The sequence below is a fragment of the Mucilaginibacter sp. genome (assembly GCF_036383575.1).
Classification (GTDB): domain Bacteria; phylum Bacteroidota; class Bacteroidia; order Sphingobacteriales; family Sphingobacteriaceae; genus Mucilaginibacter.
Genome location: NZ_DASVOB010000520.1, coordinates 1 through 12,591 on the forward strand (window position 1 = coordinate 1; position 12,591 = coordinate 12,591).

Annotated in this window: 12 protein-coding genes and 1 pseudogene; 2 read left to right on the top strand and 11 right to left on the bottom strand. The window is 42.8% G+C overall.

All coding sequences use genetic code 11. From position 1 onward, the window contains the following. Positions 1–726: pseudogene (locus VF500_RS18335) on the top strand (hypothetical protein); the annotation flags it as partial. A 122-nt stretch (positions 727–848) separates the two neighbouring features. Here VF500_RS18335 and rodA read toward each other — a convergent pair. From rodA to VF500_RS18380, 9 genes are all read right to left on the bottom strand, one after another. After that, a complete protein-coding gene (gene rodA, locus VF500_RS18340; RefSeq protein WP_330861070.1) occupies positions 849–2,114 on the bottom strand; it encodes a rod shape-determining protein RodA in 1,266 nt (421 codons plus the stop codon). Beyond that, complete coding sequence (gene mrdA, locus VF500_RS18345) at positions 2,111–4,144, bottom strand: penicillin-binding protein 2 (RefSeq protein ID WP_330861071.1); 2,034 nt, start codon at positions 4,142–4,144, stop codon at positions 2,111–2,113. The genes rodA and mrdA overlap by 4 nt, the downstream gene beginning before the upstream one ends. After that, a complete protein-coding gene (locus VF500_RS18350) occupies positions 4,141–4,659 on the bottom strand; it encodes a rod shape-determining protein MreD (protein ID WP_121233593.1) in 519 nt (172 codons plus the stop codon). Before VF500_RS18350 ends, mrdA begins: the two co-directional genes overlap by 4 nt. Continuing rightward, entirely contained in the window at positions 4,652–5,485 is an 834-nt protein-coding gene (mreC, locus tag VF500_RS18355; RefSeq protein WP_330861072.1) for a rod shape-determining protein MreC, read from the bottom strand. The genes VF500_RS18350 and mreC overlap by 8 nt, the downstream gene beginning before the upstream one ends. 129 nt (positions 5,486–5,614) lie before the next feature. Further along, the gene (locus tag VF500_RS18360) at positions 5,615–6,637 is read right to left on the bottom strand and encodes a rod shape-determining protein (RefSeq protein WP_090528947.1); all 1,023 of its coding nucleotides are present in this window, start codon (positions 6,635–6,637) and stop codon (positions 5,615–5,617) included. A gap of 273 nt (positions 6,638–6,910) precedes the next feature. Further along, on the bottom strand, positions 6,911–8,437 hold the full coding sequence (gene purH, locus VF500_RS18365; protein ID WP_330861073.1) for a bifunctional phosphoribosylaminoimidazolecarboxamide formyltransferase/IMP cyclohydrolase: 1,527 nt from the start codon (positions 8,435–8,437) through the stop codon (positions 6,911–6,913). A gap of 149 nt (positions 8,438–8,586) precedes the next feature. Continuing rightward, positions 8,587–8,952, bottom strand: coding sequence for a four helix bundle protein (locus tag VF500_RS18370; RefSeq protein ID WP_243485496.1), 366 nt, complete (start codon positions 8,950–8,952; stop codon positions 8,587–8,589). A gap of 86 nt (positions 8,953–9,038) precedes the next feature. Then, positions 9,039–9,617 (bottom strand): phosphoribosylglycinamide formyltransferase, encoded by a 579-nt coding sequence (purN, locus tag VF500_RS18375; protein WP_121233597.1) that lies wholly within the window; start codon positions 9,615–9,617, stop codon positions 9,039–9,041. Positions 9,618–9,731: 114 nt separating this feature from the next. Then, entirely contained in the window at positions 9,732–10,238 is a 507-nt protein-coding gene (locus tag VF500_RS18380; protein WP_330861074.1) for a DUF5004 domain-containing protein, read from the bottom strand. Between the two features lie 90 nt (positions 10,239–10,328). On the opposite strand from VF500_RS18380, the gene yiaK reads away from it, so the two are divergent. After that, positions 10,329–11,321: a 3-dehydro-L-gulonate 2-dehydrogenase gene (yiaK, locus tag VF500_RS18385; protein ID WP_330861075.1), complete on the top strand. Its 993-nt coding sequence runs from the start codon at positions 10,329–10,331 to the stop codon at positions 11,319–11,321. 156 nt (positions 11,322–11,477) lie between these two features. Here yiaK and VF500_RS18390 read toward each other — a convergent pair whose 3' ends face one another. Then, positions 11,478–12,203, bottom strand: coding sequence for an RluA family pseudouridine synthase (locus tag VF500_RS18390; protein ID WP_110587388.1), 726 nt, complete (start codon positions 12,201–12,203; stop codon positions 11,478–11,480). Positions 12,204–12,293: 90 nt separating this feature from the next. Then, on the bottom strand, positions 12,294–12,591 hold a 298-nt coding region (locus tag VF500_RS18395), incomplete at its 5' end, for a 3-methyl-2-oxobutanoate hydroxymethyltransferase (protein ID WP_330861076.1).

Here is a 12,591-nt window from a genome sequence, read left to right on the forward strand (position 1 = left end):
CCGGTTGATAAGATCGAACTTACCAACGATGCTGAACCCGTTGCCCCTGTGCCGTTTAACAACCCGGTAAAAATAGAGGTGATCAATCCTGAGCCTGAAATAAAAGAAACACCCGAGCCGCAAATTAATATTGCTGCCGAAAAAGATACCGACACTTATTCTTTTCAGCAGGAGATTCCGGAAGGAAATAGCTTCGAGCTTAATTTAAGCGAGGCTGATACCTGGGATGACGAAGCTGACAGGTTTGAGCAAGAAGAGTTGATCGGGCAGCTTACCGAAAAGCCGGTTGAAATAGCACCTATAGCCGAGCAGCCAAAGCCTTTGCCGGTAATTGAGCCAGTAAAGCCCGCGGCAGCGCCCGTTACTGCTACAGCGCCCGCAGCAGATACAAGCAGTGAGCAGGTACTGACATTTAACCAAAGGATCATGGCCCAAAAAGCCGAAAAGGCGAGCAGCAGTGCGACGAGTACCACAGCCGAACTCCCTGTTACCGATCTTAAATCGGCCATAAACCTGAACGATAAGCTGCTTTATATAAAAGATCTGTTTAATGGTTATAGCCTGGCTTACAGTGAGGCCATTGAGATAGTGAACCGCTTCAATACCTTTGAAGAAGCCGAACGTTTCCTGAAAACAAACTACGTAGTTAAAAACAACTGGGAAAGTAAAACATCAACAGCCGATAAATTTTATGCACTGCTGAAAAGAAGATATCCTGTAGCATAGGCTTTTGTTCATAGTTGATGGTTCATATCAGTTCATAGCTGATGGTTCATAGTTCATAGTGGGAACTACTTTCGACGTATTCCTCTTCCGGACTTACAGACTTTCCGACTTCGGACAAAAAATTAAACGTTCGATTTCCTGTTTGAATCAAGCTTGATGAGCGTGAACAGGAGCATCGTGAAACTTAGTAATGACGAGCCCCCATAGCTGATGAACGGCAAAGGGATCCCGATAACCGGTACTACGCCGATGGTCATACCGATATTGATCACCACGTGAAAAAACAGTACTGAAGCTACGCCATAACCATAAACACGGGTAAAAGGAGATCGCTGCCGCTCGGCTATTAAAATGACGCGCAATATCAGGAACATGAAAAGGCTTATTACAGTTAATGAGCCAGCAAAGCCCCATTCTTCGCCAACGGTACAGAAAATAAAGTCGGTACTTTGCTCAGGCACAAATGAGTATTGGGTTTGCGTACCGTGTAAATAACCTTTACCCCAAAGTTTCCCGGAGCCTATTGCAATTTTAGATTGGTTTACATTATAGCCTTTGCCCTTTAAATCGGTAGTAATACCCAGCAATATGTTAATGCGCTCTGTTTGGTGTTTCTTTAATACGTGCGAATAGATAAACTTTACACTAAATATAAATGCTATACAAATGGCAAGGCCGATAAGCATGGTTTTAATGAGCTGCCTGTTACGCTTAAATAAAAAGATGATAAACGCGGTTATTGCAACCAGGATCAGTATTATATAAAGTGGATTATACAGCAGCGATGTAACAAAAAGGGTAATAAATAAACCCGCGATGATCAGAAAGTAAGGTGAGAGGCCCTCTCTGTATAAAACAAATATCAATGAACAAAACACCAGGGTTGAACCGGTATCGGGCTGTAGCATAATTAGCAACATCGGGAAGCCGATAATGGCCGCAGCCATTAAAAATGACTTGGGATCGGTAACACGGATATTGGTACCACTTAAATATCGCGCGAGCAATAAACAGGTGGCAAATTTGGCAAACTCCGAGGGTTGGAGCCTGAAACCGCCGCCCATGTTTATCCAGGCCTGGTTACCGCCAACGTTTCTCCCTATTATCAATACCAGCACCAGTAAACAAACAATTACCACGTAAAATGCCGGGGCCAAAGCGGCAATAAACCGGCTTTCGAGCAGGAGAATCACAATGCCAACAACAATTGATACGCAGATGTAAATGAACTGCTTGCCATAATTGGTTGATGTATCAACAATGCTGGAATGGTTAGCATCAAAAACTGCTGCGTGGATATTGAACCAGCCTATGGTGCAAAGTATCAGGTACAGAAAAACTGTAAGCCAATCTACGTTAAAGAAGAAACTACGCTGCTGAGTGCTCATGATTTGCTCCTCCCGCCTGTTAATGATTTAACCCAATTTGCAGGCTTGTTGTTATAAGCTGCTTCGCGCCGTTCTTTTTTTATTGAATCAGCTTTGAATTTCTTTATTGAATCGGCCTTGAACTTTTTGATCGAATCAACTTTTGCTGCCCGGATGCTATCACGCCTGCGTTCTTTTTGCAGGTCTTGAGCATAAAGGCTAAGATCAGGCAGGCGGTTTGCATTTGCAAAATAGTCAACCGTAATTCCCGATTCACGCGGGGTGATCTTGCCTTTTAAATACTTTTCAACGATGAAGCTGGCAATAGGGGCCGCCCAATGCGCACCTTCGCCCGAGTTTTCCACTACAACGGCTATTGCTATCTTAGGGTTATCGCGAGGGGCAAAGGCAACAAATACCGAGTTATCCTCACCATGCGGGTTTTGCGCTGTACCGGTTTTACCGCACATAATAATGTCCGGAATTTTTGACCGGCGAGCTGTGCCATTCTCAACTACGGCCTGCATACCATTAATAACAGGTTCAAAATATCCGGAATCAATACCTACATAGTTTTTGAGGGTATATTCCTTTTTAATTACGTTTTCGGTACCTATAGCTTTAATTAAATGGGGTTTATAAAAAAAACCGCGGTTTGCAATGGTACACTCCAGGTTAGCCAATTGTAGTGGGGTTGCTAATAACTCACCCTGACCTATAGCTAACGCGGCAATAGTACTTGAACGCCATCCGCCTTTACGGTAAGCGTTATCATAGTGTAAAGGCGTTGGCACGTTGCCACGGCTTTCGGCTGGCATATCCAGGTCGAGCCGGGCACCAAGGCCAAATTTCATTACATTATTTCGCCACGCGGTGAAATTGGCTTCCGTATTTTTTACCCCGTACCGGTCAACAATGCGTTGAAATACCATCGTGAAGTAGCCGTTACATGACTCGGCCACAGCGCGGGCCATATTTACCGTACCGTGTGCTTCGCCATGGTTACAGTGTACAATTCTGTTGCCCACCCGATAATTACCGGTACAATAAAAGGTTTCACTTGGGTTAATGATGCCTTCTTGCAAAGCAATAAGGGCACTCAATGGTTTAAATGATGATCCTGGTGGGTATTGCGCCTGTATAGGCCTGATGAAGAATGGCTTATACGGATTGTTATACATTTGAGCAAGGTTGTTGCCGCGCTGGCGACCTACCATCAGGTTAGGGTCATAAGTAGGACTACTCACATAACATAAGATCTCGCCCGATGATGGTTCTATCGCCACAATACTGCCCAGCTTGTTTTGCATCAGCTTTTCGCCAAGCCGTTGCAGGTCGACATCCAGTGATGAAGTAAGGCGCTCGCCCGACCGGGGTACGGTATCAAGCGCGCCGTTGGCAAATGAACCTTTGGGCACACCATGCGAGTCAACCATTTGTACCTGTACGCCGCGCTGCCCGCGAAGCACATTTTCATATGCTTTTTCAACGCCGGTTACGCCGATATAATCACCCAGGCGATAGTAGTTATTGGAACGTTTAATATCCCGGTCGGTAACCTCGCCAATAAAACCTAAAAACTGTGCCGCTACCGAATCAGGATAAGTGCGTATGGTGCGGGGCACTATTGCAAAACCCGGAAACTCAAACAGCTTTTCCTGTAGTGAAGCATAAAGTTGAACTGAAAGTTGCTTTTCAAATACCGATGCTGTATTGGGTGATTGCTTTTTCGCCTTTGCAAAGCGTTTGTCAAAGCCCTCTTTGTCGATACCTATCATTTTGCATAGCAAGAGGGTATCAAATGGTTTTACCTCTTTGGGGTTAACAGTAACATCGTAAATGGGCTCGTTTTGTACAAGGATTTTGCCGTTACGGTCAAGGATAGGCCCGCGGGCGGGGTAAAGTATGGTGGTGCGCCTTACATTGCTGTTGGCGTAGATCTCATATTTTGTGTCAACTATCTGGATATAATAAAGCCTTCCCAGCAGGGCAAAAATAATAGCTATAAAGATACCGGTAACAACGTAGCGGCGTTCAAAAAACTTATTCATTTACGTTCTTTCCTTCTGAAAAATAGCAGGCCCGAAATTAGTATTAAAAATACGGTAAACAATGAACTTAAAACAACACGGCTTAGTGTGTATTGTATTTCAGAAAAACTAAAAACCTCTAAATTAAGCAGGAAAAAGTGGTGGAATAAAGTAAGGATCAAAACATAAGTAAAAAACCAGCGGAAGCCCATGATACTTAATGTAGGCTCCGGTTCATTATCAAAACCATCCTTTTGTACCGTTATACTTATAAATAGCACACGTACCAATGCCAGTACAACACAGGCCGAAGCATGAAGCCCTGGTGTATCGTAAAAAGCATCAACAGTGAGCCCCGTAACAAAAGCCAATGCAAATAACAGCACATTGGGAACTTCGAACGGGAGAAGCAGGATAAAAAGTATGTAAAAATATGGTGTAGCGAGGTTATAGAACGTTATGTTTTTTAACAGGAAAACCTGCATGAAAACCAGTACAATAAACCTGGCAAGGTTAATAAGGATAGTCCTACTCATTTTTGTTTTGTACGGCCTCCAGTCCCGTTTGTTCACCGGCAAATTTGTTATTTACCACGTAAACGTATTGAAGCTTTGTAAAATCAACAGCTAAAGCCACCTCAACATTGATGAGCAAACCGCCGCCTTTGGCATGCAGGTTAGTAATTTTGCCAAAAGGTATACCTGTAGGGAAAAGTGAATAGCCAGAGGTAACTACCGTTTCGCCAATTTTAGGCTGTGCGTTATTCTGTATATCAATCAGCACCCCTCTGTGCGGATCAAGGTCATTGCCCCATACAAACGAGCCTATATCCTTAGTGCTTGCAAGCATGGCGCTAAACCGGGTGTTTTTATGTAAAACCGATTGGATAATAGCTAAATGATCAGTTACTTCGATAACCTGGCCTACTACGCCGGCCCCGGTTATCACACCCATATCTTTTTGTATCCCGTCTCTGCTGCCCCTATCAATAGTAATATAGTTGCTGCGTTTATTGAAAGAGTTATTAATGACCTTGGCTACAATATAACTGTACTGTTGTTTGTAAACCGTGTCATTAACCTTACGCTTTTCAACACTGTCCACATAAAAAGAAGCCTTAAGCTGGCCGCGGAGCTTTGCATTTTCGCGGGCAAGGCTATCGTTGGTTTCTTTTAATGACAGGTACCCTTTTAATGCATCAACCTGGCTGTACAATGTACCGGTTACCTTACTGGTTGAGTTAAGAAAAGTAGCTTTTTGAAACGAGTTGTATTTGATATAAATAAGCAGTGAGCTAATCTCAAAAATCAGGAATAAAAAAAACGCGTTATACTTAGTTATAAATATCCAAAGGTTACGCATTGTTGGAGATTAGTTAATTGGAGATCAGAGATTAGTTGTTTTGCAAAATTAAATTAGAGATTAGAAATTAAAGATAAGTATTACGGTAAAACTAATCTCCAATCACTAACCTCTAATCACTAACCTCAGTTACTGCATTAAAAATTTAAAATTGCCAATGTTTTTAAGGGCGGTGCCGGTTCCGCGTACTACTGCGCGAAGAGGGTCTTCGGCAACGTGAACGGGAAGTTTGGTTTTGGCAGCCACACGCTTATCCAGGCCGCGCAATAATGCACCGCCACCGGTTAAATAGATCCCGGTTTGATAAATATCGGCCGAAAGCTCGGGTGGAGTGATCTCCAGTGCTTTCAATATCGCTTCCTCAATCTTTGAGATTGATTTGTCCAAACAATGCGCAATTTCGGTGTATGATACCATGATCTGTTTTGGCACGCCTGTCATCAGGTCGCGGCCCTGAACAGCAAAATCGCCCGGCGGCTCGCTCAATTCAGGAAGTGCAGCGCCAACCTCAATTTTGATTTTTTCGGCAGTACGGTCACCGATCATGATGTTATGCTGACGACGGATATATTGAACGATGTCCGAATCAAAGTTATCACCTGCTACGCGGATCGATTGATCGCACACGATACCTGATAAAGCGATAACTGCGATCTCGGTAGTACCACCACCGATATCGATGATCATGTTGCCCATTGGCTCTTCCACGTCGATACCGATACCTACGGCAGCAGCCATCGGCTCATGTATCAGGTAAACCTCTTTGGCGCCGGCAATCTCGGCCGAGTCACGCACAGCACGTTTCTCTACCTCGGTAATACCCGAAGGGATGCAGATCACCATACGCAGCGATGGAAAGAACCATCCCTTGCCCTGGTTGATCATTTTGATCATCCCGCGGATCATGTGCTCAGCAGCGTTAAAGTCGGCAATTACACCATCTTTAAGCGGGCGTACGGTACGGATATTATCGTGCGTTTTGCCTTCCATTTGCATGGCCTGGCGACCGATAGCGATCACTTTATTGGTTGTTCTGTCGAACGCCACGATCGAGGGTTCGTCAACAACAACTTTATCGTTATGTATAATGAGGGTATTTGCTGTACCTAAATCGATAGCAATTTCTTGTGTAAAAAAGTTAAATAAACCCATCTGGTATTTCTTTCAGTATGTTATGCAAAGTTTATAAAAATACGCTTAAATAAATTAGCATTTTGCAATCTTAAGCGTTAAAAAATCACATTTATTGTGTTGAGGTTGGGTTGATAGAGCTTATTTATTAAGTGGTTGACTGGATTTACAGGTAAATTAAGTTAAAACAGGTTAAAAACATTTTCCCTTTTCACCAAATCAATCTCTACTCTTCAATAAAACGTTTTTAACCTAATAAACTACTCACCTAATCAACCCGGTCAACCTTTAAAATTAGTGTTTAAAATGACGAACTCCGGTAGTAACCATGGCCAAACCTTTTTCATTGCACATAGCAACCGAAAGCTTGTCATTAATTGATCCGCCCGGTTGTAAAATGGCGGTGATGCCAGCTTCGGCAGCCAGTTCGGCGCAATCAGGGAACGGGAAAAATGCATCGGATGCCATTACCGCACCGTTTAGATCGAAACCAAAGCTTTGTGCTTTGATCACCGCTTGTCTAAGCGCGTCAACCCTTGAGGTTTGACCAACACCGCTTGCCATTAGCTGGTTATTTTTAGCAAACACGATAGTGTTTGATTTAGTATGCTTTACAATTTTGTTGGCGAAGAACAGGTCTTTCAATTCAGCTTCAGTCGGTGCTTTTTCAGTAACTGTAGTCATTTGGGCCGGCCCTTCAATAACAGCGTCTTTATCCTGCTCAATTACACCATTCAATAAAGTTTTGAAATGCTTAACAGGCAGTTCAACCGGTTGACGAACCAACAGGATGCGGTTCTTTTTACCTGAAAGGATTTTTACAGCCTCATCTGTAAATGCCGGAGCGATCAATACCTCATAAAATAATTTGTCTATCTCGGTAGCTGTTTCAGCGTCTATCTCGCCATTGGCAATAATTACGCCGCCAAAGGCAGAAACCGGGTCGCAAGCCAAAGCATCTATCCAGGCTTGTTTAATGGTTGAGCGTGTAGCCACACCACAAGCATTGGTGTGCTTTAGGATAGCGATGGTAGGCTCGGTAAACTCATCGATGATAGCAACAGCAGCGTCAACGTCAACCAGGTTGTTGTATGAAAGCTCTTTACCGTTCAGTTTGTTGAACATGGCATCAAGGTTACCATAGAAAGTACCTTTTTGATGCGGGTTTTCGCCGTAACGTAAAACCTGGCTGGTTTGGATACTTTGTTTAAATACCGGAATCGGTTCGGCCTCGTTAAAATAGTTGAAAATATGAGTATCGTAGTTTGACGATATGTTGAATGCTTTTTGGGCAAATGAACGGCGCTGATCAATTGTGGTAACACCATCCTGCGTTTTTAGGATATTTTCCAGACCGGCGTAGTCATCTTTTGACGCTACGATCACTACATCTTTAAAGTTTTTTGCAGCTGCGCGGATCAAAGAAATACCGCCGATATCGATCTTTTCGATAATATCTTCGGCGCTGGCACCTGATGCTACGGTTTCTTCAAACGGGTACAGGTCAACAATCACCAAATCAATTTCAGGAATTTCGTATTGTGCTATTTGCTGTTTATCACCATCATGATCTCTGCGGGTTAAAATACCACCGAAAACCTTAGGATGCAGGGTTTTAACACGGCCACCAAGGATAGAAGGGTATGAAGTAAGATCTTCTACCGGGATCACATTTACACCTAAATCGCGGATAAAAGTTTCGGTACCACCGGTTGAATAGATATTTACACCAAGGCGGTTTAACTCATGAATAATGGGCTCTAAGTTATCTTTGTAATAAACAGAAATTAAAGCATTTTTTATTTGAACTGACTGGCTCATGTACACGCTGTTTTTTGAGCCGCAAAGGTAGTAATTAGTGATTAGAGATTTGAGGTTAGAGATTAGTTTTTTTTAATCAATGTTTTTGGAAGCTATTGGAGGTTAGAGATTTGGAAATACTCTTCTTAAAAAGTGTGTTTTTGAAGGTGTTAATTGTCGAGTTGCTTCTTTAGATAGGAAATATATCCATTAATCATGCGCATGCACTCCTCACAATCTTGCCGTAGACTGCTTAATGTTTGGTCGTCTATGAGACTATTATCAAAGGCAATTATCAGATGGTCGATAGTTTCGGCCGCGGATCCACGAGCATTAACCAGAAATTTGGAAGCGTCTAAATAATGAAATCTGCCGTGTCCTTCGGCAATATTGTTCCCGATAGAGCGGGATGAACGAATGATCTGATCTGTTAAGCGATATTTTTCCTCCGCAGGAAACGCTTTAACTAATTCAGTGATGTTATTTCGAAGTACACGGGCCTTTTTCCAAACCTCAAGATCAGTAAAAGCTCCCATTAATATAAACCTAAAACTTTATTTATTAGACCTAACCTCTGATCTCTAACCTCTAATCACTATTCCTCAACCTCTAATCTCTAAAATTAACTCTTCATTTTCTTCAACAGCGCCTCTACCACTTTTGGAAAATGGTTATGCTCCAATTGTTGACCTTTAAACTTCACGATCTCAAGGGTGTCCCCTGGTTCTATCTTGAATTTTGATTGGTGGATGATCTCTCCTTCGTCAAAGTTTTCGTTAACGAAGTGGATGGTAATGCCGCTTTCTTCTTCTTTATCTTCTAACACTTTGCGGTGTACATTATCGCCGTACATGCCTTTGCCGCCGTATTTAGGTAACAGGGCAGGGTGCAGGTTAATGATCTTATTAGGGAATGCTTTTAATAGTGATTGTGGTACAAGCCATAAAAAGCCGGCCAGTACGATCAGGTCGACCTGTAAGTTTTTTAACAGGCGGATAACACCGTCGGTTTCATAAAATTCGTGGCGGCCAAAAATGTGTGATGGCACTTCAAAGTTATCGGCACGTTGTAAAACGTAAGCTTGCGGGTTATTGGTGAGTATCAGCACAACTTCGGCATCGGCATTGCGTTTAAAATGCTCCATTAATTTTTGAGCGTTTGAGCCGGAACCTGAAGCGAAAATGGCAATTCTTTTTTTCATCGATAATATGTTTTTCAACGGAGATGAAGCTATAATAGTTTCATCGGGCTAATTGTTTACTTGGTATTGAAACTATTATAATAAAACCATTTTACAATTTAAAACTATTTTATGTTACTGGGTTGCAGCTGCTTTTTGCCTGATAAACCCGTAACGCATAATGCGTCGTTTTTTTGTTGCCGAATAATTGGGCTCAACATCCCCCGTTTCCAATACCAGCGAATATGTACCTAAAGTAACTATTTTACTGTTTGCAAATGGCTTTGAGGTCCCCCCAGATGCTTTGGTGCTATCTTTACAAACCATATCCGAAATTAAAAATAATTTATTATCCGAAAGCGACCACCGGCCCACCGTCGAATCGGCACTGCATTGAAAGTTGGTGTAATTACATGAATTATCAGCATTAAATGTAAAACGCTGAATAATGGTGCAGGTTTGATTTAAAGTGTCTAACGAAACCTGGGCGTCGCCAACATAGTTAGTGACGGTTATGGAGGCCAATTGCCATTTTCCGGCGAGTAATCCGGGTATGTGGCTCAAGTTATCTTTCTTGCATGAATTAACGATCAGCGCAATGCTTACTACAAACAGGAAAAACAACAGCGGAGTTCTTTTCATTTAATTAAAGGCAAAATTATAAATTATGGTTGATTACCTTGCATCAGTACACTGTAATAAACGTTATAAATTAAATTTATTTCAAACTCTATGCGCGTTCCATTTGAAAAACTTAAAGGAGAATTTAAAAGAGTGCTATCAGAACTTGCCTTTGCTGAAGGGAAAGCTGAAATTATAGCTACTGTTTTTGCCGAAAATAGCAGGGACGGAGTTTATACGCATGGCTTAAACCGGTTCCCGGTTTTTGTTAAATATGTTAAAGATGGTCTTATAAATATTAATGCCGATCCTGTTAAGTTAAGCGCCTTCGGGGCCATTGAACGATGGGACGGTAATCTCGGCCCCGGAGTATTAAATGCCCGCTTTGCCATGAACAGGGCAATGGAGCTTGCCACGGAGAATGGCATTGGCTGTGTGGCAATAAAAAATACTAATCATTGGATGCGTGGGGGCACTTATGGCTGGCAGGCTGCAGAAGCCGGTTTTATCAGTATTTCTTTTACCAATACCATTGCTAACCTGCCACCCTGGGGAGGTGTTAGTCCACGGCTTGGTAATAATCCTTTGGTTATTGCTGTGCCCCGTAAAAATGGGCCTGTTGTTTTAGATATGGCCATATCCCAATATGCTGTGGGGAAATTAAAGCAATATGAGGCTAATAATAACGAACCGCTTCCGCTGCCGGGTGGTTATGACGATGAGGGAAAGCTTAGTATTGATGCCGCTGCTATATTAAAATCGCAGCGATTGCTACCTGTTGGGTTTTGGAAAGGATCAGGTTTATCGTTAGTACTGGATATATTGGCAACCATATTAAGCGGAGGTAACTCAACCGCAGAGATCACCAAAAGTGAACATGAAACAGGCATATCGCAGGTGTTTATTTGCATCAAACCCGATAGTACTGAACAAACAGAAACTCTGATCAATGAAATTATTGAGTATACCAAAACCAGTTTGCCCGAATATGAAGGTGCTTCGATCTCTTATCCCGGAGAAGGAGCTTTAAGAACAAGAGGGAAGAATTTAAGGGAAGGTGTTCCGGTTGATGAGGGGATTTGGAATGAGGTGGTTAATATGTGATTTAGGGAATGATATGGATTTAACTTGTGGTTGGTGTTTTCATCGCTACCGCAAGCGTCCTCGCTTGTGGGCATTATGCTAAGTTATGAAAGTTGATTGTCCTAATGTGAGCCACAAGTGAGGACACTTGCGGCAGCGGAGGGCACTACACACCAATCAACCCACCATCATCCCTTCAAATTTTTCCCAAAAACCATCACGTGGTACAGGGGCGATAATGGCGACAGGCTCGTTTTTCACCGGGTGTACAAAAGTAAGTTTGCGGGCATGCAGACAAATGCTTTTGCGTAAGCTACCACGGGGATAACCATATTTGTTATCGCCCACAATAGGGCATCCCAAGGTTGAAAGCTGCACCCTGATCTGGTGCGGGCGGCCTGTTATCGGGTCAACCTCAATTAAATAATAGCCATTTAATTCACCAACCAGTTTATAACTCAGTTCTGATCGTAAACTTCCCTGCACTTCGCGGTCATGGGCCTTGGTTACATTTTTTTGTGAATTTTTTACCAACCAGTGTACCAGGGTGCCCTCTTCGGGAAATGGTTTTTTGCGCACTACTGCATAATAAGTTTTATGCATTTCGCGGGCTTTAAACATTTTGTTGATACGGTCGAGCGCTTTGCTGGTTTTAGCAAAAAGGATCACACCGCTTACTGGCCTGTCCAAACGGTGCACTACACCTAAAAATGCACCGTTGGGCTTGCTGTATTTTTGGGCGATGTATTTTTTAACCTTTTCATCCAAAGGCTCGTCGCCTGTTTCATCAACCTGCACAATATCGCCCGCGCGCTTGTTTATGCCAATAAGGTGGTTGTCCTCATAAAGAACATCCTTATCGGTAATATCGTTACTGCTATAATTAAATTCAGGGCGGGCCATTTGTTTAGTTAGTCCGGAAGTCCGAAAGTCGGAATGTCCGGAAGTTTTATTTTTAATAGCCCTCTCCTTCAGGAGAGGGTTGGGTGAGGCTTAATATTGTTCCTTCTCGTTAGGGAAGCTGTTGCTTTTTACGTCGCTATTGTAATTTTTGATAGCGTCGTGCATAATATCATATAGGTTGGAGTACTGGCGTAAAAAACGTGGCTTAAAGCCTTTGTTAATTCCCAGCATATCATGAATTACCAATACCTGTCCGTCGCAATGCTGACCGGCACCAATACCAATAGTTGGGATCTGGAGGCTTTCGGATACTTCCTGTGCCAGTTTAGCCGGGATCTTTTCCAGTACTATGCCAAAGCAGCCAAGCTCCTGCAGCTTAAGGGCATCT